Origin of the sequence: Achromobacter sp. (assembly GCF_036567245.1) — a bacterium.
GTDB lineage: Bacteria > Pseudomonadota > Gammaproteobacteria > Burkholderiales > Burkholderiaceae_B > Achromobacter.
In genome coordinates this window covers 1-17283 of sequence record NZ_DATCUY010000444.1, presented here as the reverse complement: position 1 = coordinate 17283, position 17283 = coordinate 1, and the positions used below count along the sequence as shown (strand labels likewise).

Genomic DNA, 17283 nt, shown 5'->3' with positions numbered 1-17283 from the left:
GTCCGCGGGGCATTTGTCGATAATCTTCAAAATAAAGCACTCTAAATATGGCTGGCGCAGATGGTTTGCTGTGTATCGGTCTGCTTGAGGATGACGCCGACTTCCGGGAGGAGTTGGCGTTAGGCTTGGGTGGCTATGGTTTCCGGGTGGCATTTGCCTGTGATAATGCCGCGGCGTTTTATCGCAGGTTGCAGGAACAGCCCTGCGATATCGTCATTCTTGACGCCCACCTGCCCGGGGAAGACGGTTTCTCCGTGGCGACCCGTCTGCGCGCCCTCAGTCCGGTCGGTATCGTCATGCTGACCGGCCGCAGCGCGCTGGAAGATCGGGTGCGCGGCCTGGAAGGCGGCGCCGATGTCTATATGACCAAGCCCGTGGATCTGTTGGAACTCAGTTCGGTCATTCGCAGCCTGGCTCGCCGGATGCGGTTGGCCAAGGCGCCGCGTCCCGTGGATGCTGAAACGCGCGCCACCGCCGACACCTCGTGGTCCTTGCAGGATGGCGGCTGGATCTTGGTTGCGCCCGATGGTGCTTCGCTGCATCTTAGTGCGCAGGAACGTACCTTCCTGGTTGCCCTGATGGATGCCGCAGGCAGCGCCGTCAGCCGCCAGGTCCTGGCGGAACTATTCCTACCGGACAGCCCGAGCGGCTTTGAACTGCGCCGCATCGATGTGCTGGTCAGCCGTTTGCGCGCCAAGGCGCAAAGCGCGGGCCTGAAGCTGCCCGTGCTGTCGGTACGCGGCCAGGGTTACGTGTTCGCCGCCTGAAGACGCCAGCGGCGGTCAAGTCGCCGGCGCGCTGGACGGCAAAGTGACGACGAAGCGCGTGCCCACGCCTACCTCGCTTTCCATGGTCAACGAGCCGCCCTGGTTCTCGCAGATGTGCCGGGCCAGGTAGAGGCCAATGCCCATGCCTTGAGTCTCCCGGTGCGCCGAGCGCCGGAAATGCGGTTCAAAGATCTTGGTCTGTTCTTCCACGCCTATGCCTGGGCCGCGGTCAGTGACGGCCACCCAAGCCATGGGAATGGCTCCCTCCCGCGTTTCGCCGGTTTCGATCCGGACGGGTTCGTTCGCCGGCGAATACTTGATGGCATTGTGGATCAGGTTGCGCACCACTACGCTGGTCAAGGGGCGGTCGCAGTAGACGGGCAGGGAGGCGCCGGCCTGCAGCATCAGCGCATGCGCAGTATCAGGCTGCATCGCGGTGACGACATCGCGTACCAGATCCGCCATGTCCGTTTGTTCGCCGCGGGGCGTCCACGCCTGCTCGCCCAGCCTGTCCTGATTCAGCAGTTGATCCATGAGTTCGGTCATGCGGGTGACCGAGCGATGAATGCGCGCCAGGCGGTTGTCCACGGCCTCGCCGCTTTCGGCAAGTATCATGTCCAGGGACTGGGCTGCCGCACTGACGGTGGCAAGCGGTGCGCGCAATTCGTGCGAGATCAGCGCATTCATCTGGCGTTGCGTATCGAGTGCGCCGGCCAGCTCCGCCAGTCTCAGTTCGCCTTGGGCGAGGTGTTCCGCATTGTTGTGTTCCTGGCCTGCGCGTCTCGCTGCCGGTTGCGGACCGTGGGGTTGATTGATCGCCAGCAGAATCAAGGCGCTCGATACCAGTAGCAGTCGTGCCAGTTCAGCGACTGTTCCTGCCGCGCCCTGGGCCAACCAGGCGTCATGTCCAAGCAGCCAGGCCGAGATGCCATAAGCGCCAGCCAAGGCCAGCGCGGCCGCGCGCGTGGGTGTTCTGCTTGCGGCGTGGATCAGGAACCAGATGGCCAGCGGCAGGCTGGCGATGGCGCAGGCGCCGGCGATCGCGGCGGATGCGATGCCGTTGCCTGGGTCGTAGGCGATGATCAGCGCCAGTATCGCCACTATCGTCAACGCCGCGCTGGTCCAGCGGCAGGCCGTCGCGAGCTTGGTGGCGGACGCTCTCGCAAGTAGAGGGGTGGTGAGCGCGAGCAAGGCCGCATAGGATCCGGCTTGCAGCGCTGCCGGCGGCAACAGCGTGGGCATGGAGCGGAACACGCCTTCGAGCAGAATGAAGGCCAACCCTGCGCCGTAGATGGCATCGCGGGTGGCCGCCCACGCGACGGCTCCAGCCACGCCACAGGCCGTGGCGACACCGGCCGTCAGGCCCAGATGGAGGTCGTCGTATGAAACGCCTGGGCCATAGGCCAGGACCGCGTCGGGGCCGAGCAGGGCGCACAGCAACAGCCCCAGGCGGGTCAGCATGACTTGCCGAACCGCGGGGGCGTTACCGGAGCGGCGCGGGCGCAAAGGCCTGCGGATGCGAAAAAGCCAACAGATGCGAAGCAGCATGCCTTCCGTCAACTGGAAACCCATGGATGATCAGGAGCGAGGTCGTGCGTCTGGGCGGAGTTTACGACAGGCCCGCGCATGGCGTGCACGCCGATACTCGCCAGGACGTTCTGCGTTGCGATGTCAGGCACGTCTTCTGCGTAGACCGCGATATTCAGCGCCGCGGCTGTCGCTACTACCGTGGCGGCGAGATGCTGGCTGCCCGGGCTATGGAGCAAGCCGGTGATGAAGCCGCCACATAGCTTCAGGTATGACAAGGGGAACTCGTGTAGATGCTCGATGGCGCCGAAGTGGTACGACAGCCGGCTCACGCCGGCCCGCGCGCCGGCCGCCACGACGATGTCGCAAAGTTGATGCAAGTCTGCCCCTTGGACGGCCAGGGCCGCGGCGTCGATTTCCACGATCAGGCGTGCGCTCAAGGCCGGTCGGTCGGCCAGCATGCGTTGCAGCCTGGACTGGAACGACGGCTGGGCGATCGATGCCAGCGATATCGGCACGGCCAGCGCGCCAGGGCGCGTGAACAGCCAGTCCAGCCCCAGGCGGATGGCTTGTATGTCGCATTCGGCGGACAGACCGAGGCGGACGGCGGGCGGCATGAAGATCGAGGCCGGCACGGGATCGGCGCCGGTGGTGTCGTGCAGGGTCAGGCTGGCTTCCTGGTGCAGCAGGGTGCCAGACAGGTCGTGCAGAGGCTGAACGGACAAAGAGAATCTGTGCTGTTCGAACGCAGTAACCAGGGCGTCGTGCCAGCTGTATTCGCCGATGCGCGTGCTGTCCGGCGCACGGCTGGCCGGCGCGATCTGGTCGTCGTCGGCACTTTCGGCGCACATCAGGGCGTGGTCCAGCCGCGCGAGGGTGTCGCTCATGCCATCGCCTGGCGCGTAGGAAGCCAGCGCCAGGGCCCAGCGGCAGGACTCTTGCTTGTTCATGGGCACGCGCAGCGAGCGCAGTTCGCGCCGCACGCGCTCGGCCAGCAGGCTGGCGTGCGGCGCCGAGGTGCGGGGCAGCAGCAGCGCAAAATCAGAACCGCTGATGCGCGCGAGGATGGCCGCCGGCCCACCGAATTCGGCGACCAGTTTGCGCAGCCGGTCGGCGGATGAGCGCAGCCACTGGTCCGTGAAGGCGCGTGAAAGATGCCGGTTGATCTGCGCCAGGTCGCGTTGCCGGAACATCAGCAGATGGCCGCCGGCTTCGGGGTCCTTGTCCGCCAGCGCCTGCCTGAACTGATCGACAAAATACTTGCGATTGTGCAGCCGGGTGATGGGATCCTTGTAGATCTCGCTCTGAAGCGATTCGATCCGGGCATTTTGTTCCTGGACGGTGGCGGCGACCATGCGTTGCGCGTCCACCAGCGCCTGATCGACGCCTGCCAGTTCGCATGTGCCGTTCAATGCCTGGCGGTTGTCCGGGGCCAGCGCGCGCACGCGCTCACAGATGTCGCGCGAAGTGCGTGCTTCTATCCGCCGCGCCAGGTTCAGGGAGAACAGGACCCACAACAGGCCTGCGGCCAGCATCAGTCCCAGGACCCGTACGCCGCCTTGCCACAATGTGGCGCGGGCTTCGCGCGAATCCGCCTGCACGGTGACGATACCCCGGGAGCTGCCGTCCGGGGCTGCGTAAGGCCGCGACACGGCGGGCGCTTCCACGTTCAGCCAGGTGTCGCGCCAATCATGCTCCCTGGACTGAGGGTCGGTTTGCGGCGTTTGCCGTTCGATGGCGGAGGCGCCCGTTTCGTCGGCAATGCGTACCAGCGCATAATCCCCCGCCGCGAATAACTCGTCCGCCAGCACCATTTGTTCGCGGGGGCCGGCCGCCGCGTGCGACAAGGCCCAGGCCAGCGCGTTGGCGCCGTCGTCGCTTTGTTGCGCCAACTGCGAGTTCAGATAGCGGTGCGCGGCCAACATCCCCACCGCCTGCGCGCCGAACAGGACGAGGCCGATCAGAAGGGAGGTGAAGAAAAGTAGCCGGCGGAATGTGGACATGTATTTGGAGGTTCCCTTCCTGGCCGCTGCGTGGCCTGAACTGAGGACTGCCAGGTGTCCGGTTGGAACGGCGTCGGATCGCGATCAGCGCGAGAAGGCCCGGATACGGGGTGTGACACGAGTCACTAATACATCAGTGGAACAGCAATTCTACATGTCACAGAACGTGCCGAATATTACTAAATTCATGCCGTAAGAGGGCAAGCTGTGCAATTATTTCGCTGCTGCCGGGTTTTGAATGACAACTATCGAGACAGGGTGTATTAATTTTTCGGGTGTAGCTGTCGTAAGTAGTAGGGCGAGCATGGCACAGAGGGCCGGGACTAGCCTTCGCGGCCTGTCCCGAATCTTTCGTGAGCAACCAGAATAACCGTAGGAAAACAGGGGAAAGAGGTGCGTTGCCTCTGAAGTGTGGCGTTTTTTGCGAAAATAATGCATATTTTAAAAAATGTTACAGTCCTTGGGTTCCCTTTCGAACCGCAACGCCAGGGGCTTATGGATAGGGGGCTTCGTGCGTGAGAGTTACCTGCTCGCACTGTGCCTGACGCTTGCAGGCGCACTTGTAGCGATATGCTGGGTCTTCGTGCGCAGGGAGCGCCTGCTGCGTCAACGGCTGACGCGCGATGAACTGACCGGTGTCCTGAATCAGCAGGAATTGCACCGGCGCGCCCGCGCCTGGCTCAACAATGCCGAGGGCCGCTCGCGCCGCGGCGCTTTCTTCCTGGTGAGTTTCGAGCAATATGCCGAGATCAGCGCCATGCTGCGCGCGGGCGAAGATCAAGCCCTGCTGGTGCAGGTGGCCAACCGCCTGGGCCTGATCTGCCGGTCCATGGGCGGCATGGTGGCGCGTTCCGGGACTGATGCGTTCACGGTCTGCGCACCCGATGTCGACGAAACGGGCGCGGCCCAGGTGTCGGCCAAGCTGCTGGAAGCCCTGAGCGCGCCCTACGAGTTGGGCGGGCGTCCGTTGATGGCCATCTTCCGCGTTGGCACAGCCTTGTATCCCGAACATGGCCGTAGCGTGGAAGAGCTGCAGCGCTGCGTGCAGGTGGCCCTGCTCCCGCTGAAGGAGCGCGGCGGGCCGGGCTGGAATCTGTTCGATTTCCGCATGCTGGCGCGCCAGCGTGACCAGCAGGGGCTGGAAAACGACCTGCGGCTGGCGCTGACTACGCCCGCCATGGAGCAGTTCGAACTGTATTACCAGCCGGTTTGTGACAGCGGTACTGGCATGGTGCAAGGATGCGAGGCGCTGCTGCGCTGGCATCACCCTGTGCTTGGCAGCGTGTCGCCTGCCGTCACCATCGAACTTGCCGAGCGCAGCGGCCTCATCGTGCCGCTGGGGGCATGGATCCTGGAACGGGCATGTACGCAGGCGGCGCTATGGCCGGCGACCTGGCGCGTGCACGTGAACCTGTCGGTCAAGCAGATGAACGAGGACGGTCTGGTCGAACTTGTGTCGGACGCACTCGAGGCCGCCAATCTGGCACCGCGCAAACTGGTGCTGGAAATCACGGAATCCCTCTTCATTCTGCACTACGAACGTCATGTGAAAATCCTGAACACGCTGCGGGCGATGGGTATAGGCGTGGCGTTGGACGATTTTGGTTGCGGCTATTCCAGCTTGAACCACCTGCGCTGCCTGCCTATCGATTGGGTCAAGATCGACCGCAGCTTCATCTCCGCGCTGGAGTCCGACGCCGGCAGCCGCGAGGTGGTTTCGGCGTTGTTCGGTCTGTGCCAGGCGATGCATCTGCCGGTGGTGGCGGAAGGGGTCGAAACCGAGGGCCAGCGCGAGATCCTGAAGTCTCTGGGATGCCGGGTGATGCAAGGTTTCCTGTTGGGGCGTCCCGCGCCAGCCTCCGAAATCCAGGCTTTGGCTTCGGCGGTGTCATAATCGGGGTTGCTTGCAAACCCGACCTCTCTTGACTTCCTATGCCCGGCAACACCCTAGGTACCCTCTTTACCGTCACCAATTTCGGCGAATCCCACGGGCCGGCCATCGGTTGCGTCGTGGACGGCTGTCCTCCGGGGCTGTCGCTGGACGCTGCTGACATCCAGCTCGAACTGGACCGCCGCCGCCCTGGTACTTCCCGCCACGTTACGCAGCGCCAGGAAGCCGACCAGGTCGAAATCCTGTCGGGCGTATACGAGGGAGTGACGACGGGCACGCCTATCGGCCTGCTCATCCGCAACACGGATGCGCGCAGCAAGGATTACTCCAACATCGCGGATACCTTCCGTCCGGGCCATGCCGACTATGCCTACTGGCGCAAGTTTGGCGTGCGGGACCCGCGCGGAGGCGGCCGTTCGTCGGCGCGCCTCACTGCGCCGACGGTAGCGGCGGGCGCCATCGCCAAAAAATGGCTGGCAGAGCAATACGGCGTCAGGGTGCGTGGCTACATGAGCCAGCTTGGCCCCATCGCCATTCCCTTTGTTTCCTGGGACGAGGTACCCAACAACCCGTTCTACGCGCCCAACGCCGAGGTCGTGCCGGAATTGGAAGCCTACATGGACCAATTGCGCCGCGACGGGGACTCCGTAGGCGCCCGGATCGAGGTCGTGGCCGAGAACCTTCCGGCGGGCTGGGGAGAACCGATCTATGACCGCCTGGACGCCGACATCGCCCACGTGATGATGGGTTTGAACGCCGTGAAGGGCGTGTCGATCGGCGCGGGCTTCGACAGCATCGCGCAGCGGGGCTCGGAACACGGCGACGAACTTACGCCGGATGGCTTTCTGACCAATAACGCCGGGGGGGTGCTGGGCGGCATTTCCACAGGCCAGCCAGTCACGGTTTCGCTGGCCATCAAGCCGACGTCCAGCATCCGGGTTGAGCGCCGCTCCGTGAACCGCGCCAACGATCCGGTCATGGTGCAGACGCTGGGCCGTCATGATCCTTGCGTTGGCATCCGCGCCACGCCCATCGCCGAAGCGATGCTGGCGCTAATCCTGATCGACCATGCGTTGCGCCACCGCGGCCAGTGCGGTGATCCGGTAGTCTGATACGCTGTCGTTCTTCGAATCGACCGGGAGGTCCGCCATGAACCGGAAACGTCATCTGCTGCGCAGTGGGAGCGCAGCGCTCGCGCTGGCGGCCCTGGCGGGCTGCACCGGCATGAACACCACGCAGTCGGGCGCCATCGGCGTCAACCGGACCCAGTACATGTCCAGCATGGTGCCTTCGCAGGCGCTGGAGCAGGAAGCAACCCAGCAGTACGCCGACATACTCAAGCAGGCGCAGGCCAAGGGCCTGCTGGACCGTGACGCCCAACAGGTGGCGCGGGTCCGCACCATTTCCCAGCGGCTGATCGCGCAGGCGGGAATCTTCCGCCCTGACGCCGCCAGCTGGAAATGGGAGGTGCATGTGCTGTCCAGCAATGAGATCAACGCCTGGTGCATGCCGGGCGGCAAGATTGCCGTCTACACGGGGCTGCTCGGCAAGATAAAACCCACCGACGATGAGCTGGCGGCGGTGCTGGGCCACGAGATTTCGCACGCCTTGCGGGAGCATGCGCGCGAGCGCGTATCCCAGCAGATGGCTACCAACCTGGGGCTGTCGGTGCTGGCTATCGCCACCGGATCTTCCGCGGCGTCCGACCTGGGCGAGCAGTTCACCAGTGTCATGTTCACGCTGCCCAATAGCCGTACGCATGAAACCGAAGCCGACCGCATGGGCGTGGAACTGGCGGCCAGGGCGGGCTATGACCCGCGCGCGGCCGTGACGCTGTGGCAGAAGATGGGCGCCGCCGATCAGGGCAGCGCCCCGCCCGAAATTCTGTCGACCCACCCCTCGGCCGCATCGCGCATCAGCGATCTTCAAGCCGCCGCGCAGCAGGTGCTGCCGCTATACGAACAGTCCAAGGGCAAAGCCTCCCGCTGAAGCCGCTGCGGCGGCCGCGGGGGTTTGACCGGCGGCCTTATGTCACGGTCGTTCTGACGCCGGGACCGCGCATGATACCGATGCCCAGCCTGGCCAGAATGCGCTGGGTTTCGGCGTCCGGCACATCTTCGGCATAGACCGCGATCTTCAAGCTGCGCGCGGTTTCCAGCACTGAAGCCGTCAACTGTTGGCTGCCGGGGCTTTGTGACATGCCGCCGACGAAGCCGCCGCCCAGTTTGACGTATGACAAGGGCAGGGTGTGCAGCTGAGCAACCGCGCCGAACTGCTGCGCCAGGCGGCGCACGCCGATATGCGCGCCGAACTCCGAGGCGACGCGGGCCAGCGTCGCGATCTGCTCGTGGCATTCCACCAGGCCGTGCGCGTCGATTTCCAGGTACAGACGGCGCGCAAGCGGCCGGTGTTCGGTCAGCAGCAGAGCCAGCTGGCGCACGAACTTCTGGCCTCGCAAGGAGGGCAGTGCCACCCGCACCGCGAGTTCGCCGGGGTTGGCCGCCAGCCAATCCAGCCCCAGGCTGACAGCCTCCAGGTCGCAATCGGCCACCAGGTCCAGGCGCACCGCCGGCGGGATGAACAGCGTGGCGGGAATCGGCACCTGATCGGCGGCAGTGCGCATCATTAGCATCGCTTCGGTGCGGACGATGCTGCCATCGGTGGCCTGGAGGTTTTCCGTGGCCAACTCGAAACGGTGCTCTTCCAGCGCAGATTGGATTGCATCCTTCCAGGCGCGTTCACCCGATTCCGAAGGCGACTGCATGTCGGTCGCGCCCGCGATCACGACCTGATCGTTGCCGGCGCTTTCCGCGCGCATCAGGCCGAAGTCCAGGCGCGCGAGCACCGGACCGGCCTGGCTGCCGTGGCCATAGTCCGTCATTGCCTGCGCCCAACGGCACAGATGCCCTTCACCCACGGGAATGCGTGAAGCGTGCAGGTCGGCGCGCACCTGCTCCGCGACCATCATGGCCTGGGGCGCCGCGCAACCGGGCAGCAGCAAGGCGAAATCCGAGCCGTTCAGGCGGGCCAGCAGGGGCGAGGCCACATGCATGCTCTTGAGGGTGCCGCGGATGCGCTCGCAGGCGGCGCGCAGCCATTGGTCGATGAATTCGCGCGGCATATGGCGGTTCAGGTCCGCCAGGTCGCGCTGGCGGAACACCAGGACATGACCGCCGTCGATGCCGCGTCCCGTCGTGACGGCAGTGGTCTCCAGCGCACGGCGGAACTCGTTGACGAAATACTTGCGATTGGGCAGCCCGGTGACGGGATCCTGGTTCAGTTCCAGCTCCAGGGATTCGATCTTGGCGTTCTGCTCTTCGACGCTGGCATGGATGCGTTCGCGGGTCTGGTTCAGGGCCTGCACCACACCGGACAGTTCAGGCACGCGCGCCTCGACCTGCTCCATCGAGGATTCCTGGCCGATGCTGCGCACATGGTCGCTGATTTCGCGCAGCAGGCGGTTCTTGATCCAGCCTACCAGCATGAAGGCGAACACGGCCCACAGGATGCCGGCGCCCACCACCAGGGCAATCATCTTGAGGCTGCTGCGCCACAGGGCCTCCCAGGCATAGGCGTCGTTTGCGATCAGCGTGACTTCGCCAATCTGGCGCCAGCCGTCGCTGACGGCATGGCTGGCTGATTGCGTGGTTAGCGGGGCCAGCGCCTGGAACCAGGCGGGAACCGACGCCGCGGTGGCCGTGGATTTCCGTTCGATGAGGACTTTGCCTTCCGGATCTGCCAGGCGCACCAGCGAGAAGTGTCCACCGTCGTACAGCGCCGATACCAGCAGCTCCTGCACGACCGGATCATTATTCGCGGGCTGCGACAGCGACAGCGCCAGCGATACGGCGGCGTCGGTGCTCTGCACCTGTAGTTGGCCTGACAGGTATTCCCTGGCGGAGTTCACGCTGAGCGCCAGCGTGCCCAGCAGGATGACGCCGATGGCAAGGGTAACGCTGAGCAATAGCTGTCGAAGTATGGACATAGTCTTATTTCCGGACATCAGGGGCGCACGCCTTCCCGTTCCATGCGTTGAAGTAGATCACGCCAGCGGCTGAGACGGTCAACCGGCGCGGCAGGTTTGCCGTCCACATAGACGCCGTCGGCATTGAAACTGAATACCGGCGTCAGGTCGCGACGCTGCGTGGCGGGCAAAATGGTCGAGATCAGGTTGTCCAGCACCAGCGGCACGGCGTTGGGAGTTTCGTAGTAGCCCAGCACCATGTGGGCGATCTGGGTGCTGCTGGCCGCGCCGCCGATGCGCGCGCGGACGTAGATGAAACGCAGCTTGTTGGCCGGCACGCCCAGCGCCAGCAGTGTGAAGTACTTGCCGATGACGTAGTCTTCACAGTCGCCGGCGCCTCTGCCCAGCGATTCTAACGGCGTAGCCCAATAATCGGCCTGCTTCCATATCGTGATGTCCTCGCCGGACATCAGGGAGCGGTTCCAGAAATCATTGGCTTGTGTCAGCGCGCCTCTTTCCTGGGCAGGGGCGGGGCTGCGCATCAGCTGCAACCATTCCGATACCGCTTTCGAGCCCTTCGCGCCATAGCGGCTGGCCGACAGGCTTTGCAGCCGGTCGGCATTCACTTCCAGGGCGGAACTTCCGCCCCAGCCGCAAGCCAGGCATAGCAAAGCCAATCGGCACAGATTCAGCGTGCGGCGGAAGCGGCGGGACGGTGGCATGAAACGGATTTTCACATTTTTCCGGGCATCTTAGATGCACCCTGGGAAAAAATGCGTCATGCGGGGGCGGGAAGACCCATTGCGGATCTTCCCGGGAGCTATTGCTCAAGCATGGTCGACGTTCAGCTTACCCTTCTGCAGCAGGTCGTTGATGATGGCCTGGTTGCTCATGGACTGGCCGTAGAGATCGTGGGTGAGGTCGACGTTTTCCAGCACGATCTTCTGGTCCGCACCCTGGGTGTCTAGCTTGCCCTGGGTGTTCACGTCGATGACCGTATGGTTGCCTTCCTTGCTGAAGTTCAGGTAGTTGGTCAGGGTGGCGTCGCTCTCGCCGATTAGCAGTTCCTGCAGATCCAGGATGTCGCCGCCTTCGATAGGCTTCAGGGTCGAGAAGTCCTTGATCGTGTCTATTGCTGGGGCGCTGGTAGTGCCCTGGTCGTTCAATGCCCACTTGAACGTGTCGCTGCCGTCGCTGTATCGGCTACCGTCGCTGTATGGGCGGCCCTGGTCATAGAAGTCATGGCCATTGCCGCTCAGGATGTCGTTGCCCATGCCGCCGATCAGGACGTCGTTACCCGCGTTGCCTTCCAGATTGTCGTTGCCAGTGCCACCCGACAGGATATCGTGGCCAGCGCCGCCTTGCAGCTTGTCGTTGCCGCCTTGGCCGTAGAGGATGTCATCGCCCCGATCGCCATACAGCCAATCGTGTCCACCACGCGTATCGCCTTGCGCGTCGAGCATGTCGTGGTTATCTGTGATGAACTTGTGCAGATCGGCGTCCGTAGGCGGCTCACCGTTCTTCAGAAACAAGAACTTCTTGAGCGCCCACAGACCAGATCCGTCCAGCATGCCTTCTGGCCTGGCGGGGTTGCCATCAATACCCCAGGGCAACTGATCCGTATTGATTGCATCGCCGAACAGGATGTCTGATCCGTCGTTACCGAAGAGCGCGTCGTTATCCAGCGGAGCCAGCACATGAGTCGGCCTGCTGCCGGCCTCGGCTTCCCGTTCCGGCGGATCCGGCAATATCCGCCATTCAGCAGGATCGGGGGGAGGAGGAGGGAGCCCGATCACGCCGCCCTGGTCGCCTAGCATTACATCATTGCCGTTGCTACCCCTCTGAGTGTCGTAGGCGTCGTTGCGGTCGGCGTTGCCGTTGTCGCCAACGATGAACTGGCCCGCATTCAGCTTGAACGTCTGCAGATGGGAAGTGTCCTGCCCGCCGTGGGCGGTGCCGCCGCTGTCCTTGACACGGAAGTCGAACGACGAACCGTCGTTGTCCCCGAAGTTGCCGGCGTCGGGCAGAAATACCAGTTTGCCGCTGGCCAGATCCTCGGCGCTGACTTCTTGCCCTTGTGCAATCGCTTTGCCGTTCAGGAGCAGCGTACCGAACAGGGGGAGAGAGTCGATGATTACCGACTTCATCGTATGGCCTTCTCCCTGGTCGGAGAACGGAAAATCCTTTAGGCCGAACACGTAGCGGTTGCCAGCCACGAAGTTGCCAGAACCGTCTTGCGATACCGGAGCGTCGTTGACGGACCGAACGCCAATGTCCAAGGTGGAGGAGGTCGTGGCCGTCCCGTCCGTCACGGTGTACGTGACTTGGGGGAGGTCTCCGTTCCAGTTCGAGTCCGGTGTGAACACATAGCTGCCGTCGGCCTTGATAAGGATCGAGCCCGTGCCCGCTATGTACGCGGTGCTGCCGGCGGAGTATGTCGCTCCATTGAGCGTGAACGTGGTGACCGTCAGCGCATCGTCGTCGACGTCGACCGCGCCGGCGAGCACGTTGCCGGATGCCGTGTGGTCCTCCAATACATAGGTGGCTTGAGCCTGGAGGACAGGTACGTCGTTGGTGCCAGTGATTTCAACCGTGAGAACAGCCGTGCTTGTACCGCCCTCGCCATCGGAGACGGTATAAGTGATCGTGCTGTAGACCTTTTCGCCGGCGCCCAGGTGTTGGAAGGCGGAGCCTGGGTTGAAGCTGTAGGAGCCGTCGGCGTTCAGCGTGAACGTGCCGCCTTGGGAGCCCGCAATGGCGAGGCCCACATAGGTTGTGTTGCCGTTGACGTGCGATACGGCAAGGGTATTGCCGTCTGGATCACTGTCGTTTGCCAGCACACCGTTTCGAGCTCCGACATCGAGGGGCGAGTCCTCGCTGGCAACGCCCGAGTCGTCGGATGCAGTGGGCGCGCGGTTGCCGTTGACCAGCGGAGGAGCCTCGTCGTCGTCGACGGCGGAGCCGGTACTACTGGAAACGCGTGGCATGACATCGGTACGATGGCCGGGGTCGGAATAGACCAGGTCCAGCGGGTTGGTGGTTTCAAGAAGGCGGGCCAGGCGTACGAAGCTGCTGCCACCGTCGCCACCGCCGCCGGCCAAGACAGCGGCGGTGGGATCGAGTTCGTCGAACAGGTCGCGGCCGTCGCGCAGGGCGGCCAACAGACGGTCGGAGTCGGTGCCCGAGGGCAGGGCCACCGCGGCTTCGGACAGGTCGTCCAACGTGGCGGTCATCTCGTTGGTCAGCGCGACCATGCGGCCTTCGCCGATGACAATCGGCAGACCGTTTTCAACCTGAAGGGAAACCGTGGCTCCCGAGGCAGTGACGACATCACTACCGGCGGGGACCTTGCTGCCTTGATGCAGTTCGGTCAGAGATCCGTCGCCATGGCGCAGCCACGCGCGACCGGAGATTTCGTTGACGATTGCGGGAGACGTATTGGCCATGTTGGTTCCCTTTCCAGGGTGTTATCCAAGATGGTCAGATACTAGATGGCGTTGCCAGAACTCGATACTGGCAACACTGATAGTGCCAAGCTGCAACGTTGCTGCTCGGGAAAAGTCCGCCAAGCCGGGAAGGCCTTTGCGGGCCTTCCCGGGGCTTGCTGCTTAGCTGTGATCGACGTTCAGCTTACCCTTCTGCAGCAGGTCGTTGATGATGGCCTGGTTGTCCATCTGACCATTGTGCGTCAGGTCGACGTTCTCCAGCACGATCTTCTGATCCGCGCCCTGGGTGCCAAGCTTGCCCTGGGTGTTGATCTCGACGAGCGTGTTGTTGGAGTTGGCCGGATCCTGCTTGAAGTTCAGGTACTGCGACAGGTTGCCGTCCTTCTCGCCCACGAGCAGATCTTTCAGGTCCAACACGTCGCCGCCGTTGGCGATCGTGGCGTTCGAGAAGTCCTTGATCGTATCCACGGCCGGGGCGCCGACGGTGCCTTGGTCGTTGAGTTCCCATTTGAAGGTGTCGCTGCCCGCGCCGCCGACCAGGGTGTCATCGCCCTTGCCGCCGATCAGGACGTCATTGCCGTTGCCGCCGTACAACGTGTCGTTGCCCGTGCCGCCGTACAGAATGTCGTTGCCATCATCACCGTACAAGGTGTCGTTTCCGCCTTGGCCGTAGATGATGTCGTTGCCATTGCCGCCATGCAATTCGTCATTGCCGCCGCGCGTATCGCCCTGCACGTCGAACATCCCGTGGTTCTCCGAGATGAACTTGTGCAGGTCGGCGTCCGTGGGCTGCACGCCGTTCTTCAGAAGCAGGAACTGCTTGAGACCATCGAGGCCGGAACCGTCACCCAGATCGGCGGGCTTGGCCGGGTTGCCGTTGACGCCCCAAGGCAACTGATCCGTATTGATCGCGTCGCCGAACAGGATGTCTGCACCGTCGCCACCGTAGATCTTGTCGTTGCCGACCGGCGCCAACTCATTGGTCGTGCTGCCGCCGACCAAGGCCGATTCCAGATCCGACGGACTCAACACGACTTGCGAGTTGCCGGTACGACCCGTGGTGTACGTGCGGATATCGTCGATATCCACACGGAACGCGCCACTGCCCGAACTGTTGTCGTTGAGGATGAACTGGTACAGGTAGTCGCCGGGTCCGTAGATGCCGGTAGTCTTGGTATTGGCGTCAGTACCCGACTCGACGGCCTTCCACTCTGAACCATTCCACTTCAGCAGAACCCACTTGAACGTATCGGCCGCGTTCTTGTTCCCAAAACTTGCGCTGAAACCGAACGAGGCTCCGGCAGGATTGGTTACCGTGATCTTGTTGGACGCGCTCATAGTTACCGTGAACGACTGGCCGTCCGCCGAACCGTCCGTGAGGCGCATTGCGTTTCCGTTCTTCGCCGCAGTGCCAGTGCCGTCCTGCTGCCAATTGTTGGGATTATTTGCGCCCGTGTTGCCAGAGAAGTTCACGTAGACGTCGCCGCCAGTGGTGAACTGGCCGCCGGTATTGTCATACTTGTTGAGCGTGGAGGTCGAAACTCCCGAGCCGATACCAATGCCGTGCACGTCGCTGACACCGGCAAGTTTGTTGAACTCGGTGTCGCGGTTGTAGCTCCATTCGCTACTCGGTTCACCGTCCGTCAGGAAGTACGTCAGGTTCTTGTACGGTTTACCGTCGGCATCGAACTTAGGCTGGCCGTCGAACCAGTCCTTGGCTTCACGGAAGGCGGCGCCATACGGCGTGCTTCCGCCGGCCTGCAAGCCCAGGAGAATGTCGACCATGTCGTCGACATTGTCTGGCGTCAGGCCCGAAATCGCCTTTTGCAGATAGGCACTGCTACCCTCGAAAGTGATCAGAGATATGTTGATGGTGCCGTCATGGAGAGCCAGTTGATTCTCCAACAGCGCCTTGAGAGCTTTTTTGGCGGTCTCGAGGCGTGTCTCCCGGTTGGAGCCAGTGCCCCAGTAATAGTCCATCGAGCCGGACAGATCCAGCACCAGAGCGATGTTGTAGCTAGCGCCCGGCGTCACGTTCTTCAGCATGCCGCCCTGGTCGCCCAGTAGCACATCGTCGCCGGAGCCGCCCTTCACGGTTTCGTCGCCATTGTTGCCGGTCGTGAACTGGTCTACGTGCAGCGTGAATGTCTGCTCGCTGGACGTGTCCTGGCCGCCGTTGGTAGTGCCGCCGGTGTCCTTGACCTGGAACTGGAAGGACGCGCCGGCGTTTTCGCCGACGTTCGATGCGTTCGGCGTATACACCAGCTTGCCAGCAACCAGATCCGCCGCGCTGATCTCCTGGCCCTGCGTCACTTCCTGGCCGTTGAGGTACAGTTTGCCGCCGGTAGGCAGGGAGTCGATGATCACCGACTTCATCGAATGGCCTTCCACCGGATCGGAGAACGCGAAGTCCTTCGTGCCGAACACGTAGTCCTTGCCTTCGGTCACGTGACCGAAGCCATCCTGCGACACCGGAGCGTCGTTGACGGGCAGGACATCGATGTTCAGCGTGGACGAGGTCTGGGCAGTGCCGTCCGTGACGGTGTAGGTGACTGTCGGGACCACCCCGTTCCAGTTGGCGTTCGGCGTGAAGACATAACTGCCGTCGGCCTTGATGAAGAGCGAACCGACGCCCACGATGTTGGCCGTGGCGCCAGCGGCGTACTTCGCGCCGTTGATGGTGAATTCAGCGACGGTCAGCGCGTCGTGGTCCAGGTCGGTGGCGCCGACCAGCACGTTGCCGGACACCGCGTGGTCTTCCAGGCCCTGGTTGGTTTGGGCCTGGATCACCGGCGCGTCATTGGTGCCGTTGATGGTGATGGTGATGGTGCTGGTGGCCGTGCCGTCAGAGGAAGTGACCGTGTAGGTTTCAACGATAGACTGGCCCGCTTTCAGGAACTGCACCGCGGCATTGTCGACCTTGTAGTTGTATGTGCCGTCGGGGTTGATGGTGACGTTGCCCAGTTGGCCGCCGGCATGCGTGCTGCCGGTGAACTTGAGGCTGCCTGTGTTGAAGGTCGACTCGCCAGCGTCAGCATCGCTGATGGTGACTGCGCCGTTCACGCTGAGCTTGCCGCCGGAGACGCCAACGTCCTCGGTGACCGACTTCGCGTCATTGGTCACCACGGGGATGTCGTTGGTGCCAGTGATCGTAATGGTCAGCACGGCTTCGCTGGTGTCGCCATCTGCGTCGGTCACGGTGTACCGGATGGTTTCCGTCAGGAGCTGGCCTGCCTTCAAGGCCTGAACTGCGGACAGGCTGTTGTTGAGCTGATAGGACCAGGTGCCGTCGCCATTGTCGACGAGCTTGCCGTACTTGGCGTCGCCCGTGTTGAGGGCGGCGGTGACGGCATCGGCGCCCAGCTTGTCGTTGGTCAGCACGTTGCCCGAGATCGGAGCGATCGTGTCTTCGGTGATGCCAGCCGTGTCGTCCTTGGCCACCGGAGCGGTGTCGATGATCTGGATGACCAGGTCATTGCTGGTGGCCTTGCCGGCCACGTCGGTGACGGTGACGGTGAAGTTGTCCTTGACCGAGTCGTCGCCCGCGGTGTGGTCGTCGGCGCCGCCCGTCTCCGTGTAGGAGTAGGTGATCTTGCCGGTAGCGGCGTCGTAGCCGCTGACGGTCAGGATGCCCTTGTCGGTGGTGATGACGACCGGGTTGGCGGTGGTAGCGCCGGTGACGTCC

At 63.2% G+C, this 17283-nt stretch carries 10 protein-coding genes; 4 read left to right on the top strand and 6 right to left on the bottom strand.

The window, feature by feature from the left end:
- Positions 1-47 precede the first annotated feature (47 nt).
- The gene (locus VIR09_RS19135; RefSeq protein ID WP_332014300.1) at positions 48-767 is read left to right on the top strand and encodes a response regulator transcription factor; all 720 of its coding nucleotides are present in this window, start codon (positions 48-50) and stop codon (positions 765-767) included.
- A gap of 15 nt (positions 768-782) precedes the next feature.
- Here the strand turns inward: VIR09_RS19135 and VIR09_RS19130 are convergent, their stop codons facing one another.
- The gene (locus VIR09_RS19130) at positions 783-2228 is read right to left on the bottom strand and encodes a HAMP domain-containing sensor histidine kinase (protein WP_332014299.1); all 1446 of its coding nucleotides are present in this window, start codon (positions 2226-2228) and stop codon (positions 783-785) included.
- A gap of 95 nt (positions 2229-2323) precedes the next feature.
- A complete protein-coding gene (locus tag VIR09_RS19125; protein WP_332014298.1) occupies positions 2324-4297 on the bottom strand; it encodes a bifunctional diguanylate cyclase/phosphodiesterase in 1974 nt (657 codons plus the stop codon).
- Between the two features lie 511 nt (positions 4298-4808).
- On the opposite strand from VIR09_RS19125, the gene VIR09_RS19120 reads away from it, so the two are divergent.
- From VIR09_RS19120 to VIR09_RS19110, 3 genes are read left to right on the top strand one after another with little or no spacing between them, the layout of a single operon-like run.
- A complete protein-coding gene (locus VIR09_RS19120; protein ID WP_332014297.1) occupies positions 4809-6191 on the top strand; it encodes a GGDEF domain-containing phosphodiesterase in 1383 nt (460 codons plus the stop codon).
- Positions 6192-6229: 38 nt separating this feature from the next.
- A complete protein-coding gene (aroC, locus tag VIR09_RS19115; protein ID WP_332014296.1) occupies positions 6230-7300 on the top strand; it encodes a chorismate synthase in 1071 nt (356 codons plus the stop codon).
- Between the two features lie 37 nt (positions 7301-7337).
- Positions 7338-8177: a M48 family metallopeptidase gene (locus VIR09_RS19110; protein ID WP_332014295.1), complete on the top strand. Its 840-nt coding sequence runs from the start codon at positions 7338-7340 to the stop codon at positions 8175-8177.
- Between the two features lie 37 nt (positions 8178-8214).
- On the opposite strand, the gene VIR09_RS19105 is transcribed toward VIR09_RS19110, so the two are convergent.
- The 4 genes from VIR09_RS19105 to VIR09_RS19090 form a co-directional block, all read right to left on the bottom strand.
- Positions 8215-10173, bottom strand: a complete 1959-nt coding sequence (locus tag VIR09_RS19105; protein ID WP_332014294.1) for a bifunctional diguanylate cyclase/phosphodiesterase — start codon at positions 10171-10173, stop codon at positions 8215-8217.
- A gap of 17 nt (positions 10174-10190) precedes the next feature.
- Entirely contained in the window at positions 10191-10874 is a 684-nt protein-coding gene (locus tag VIR09_RS19100; protein ID WP_332014293.1) for a transglutaminase-like cysteine peptidase, read from the bottom strand.
- A gap of 105 nt (positions 10875-10979) precedes the next feature.
- A complete protein-coding gene (locus VIR09_RS19095; RefSeq protein WP_332014292.1) occupies positions 10980-13598 on the bottom strand; it encodes a retention module-containing protein in 2619 nt (872 codons plus the stop codon).
- A 162-nt stretch (positions 13599-13760) separates the two neighbouring features.
- On the bottom strand, positions 13761-17283 hold a 3523-nt coding region (locus VIR09_RS19090), incomplete at its 5' end, for a VCBS domain-containing protein (protein WP_332014291.1).

Bases quoted from the DNA above. Each gene is read 5' to 3' on its own strand.
- VIR09_RS19135 (WP_332014300.1), top strand. From the start codon at position 48: ATGGCTGGCGCAGATGGTTTGCTGTGTATCGGTCTGCTTGAGGATGAC.
- VIR09_RS19130 (WP_332014299.1), bottom strand. From the start codon at position 2,228: ATGCTGACCCGCCTGGGGCTGTTGCTGTGCGCCCTGCTCGGCCCCGAC.
- VIR09_RS19125 (WP_332014298.1), bottom strand. From the start codon at position 4,297: ATGTCCACATTCCGCCGGCTACTTTTCTTCACCTCCCTTCTGATCGGC.
- aroC (WP_332014296.1), top strand. From the start codon at position 6,230: ATGCCCGGCAACACCCTAGGTACCCTCTTTACCGTCACCAATTTCGGC.
- VIR09_RS19110 (WP_332014295.1), top strand. From the start codon at position 7,338: ATGAACCGGAAACGTCATCTGCTGCGCAGTGGGAGCGCAGCGCTCGCG.
- VIR09_RS19105 (WP_332014294.1), bottom strand. From the start codon at position 10,173: ATGTCCATACTTCGACAGCTATTGCTCAGCGTTACCCTTGCCATCGGC.
- VIR09_RS19100 (WP_332014293.1), bottom strand. From the start codon at position 10,874: ATGCCACCGTCCCGCCGCTTCCGCCGCACGCTGAATCTGTGCCGATTG.
- VIR09_RS19095 (WP_332014292.1), bottom strand. From the start codon at position 13,598: ATGGCCAATACGTCTCCCGCAATCGTCAACGAAATCTCCGGTCGCGCG.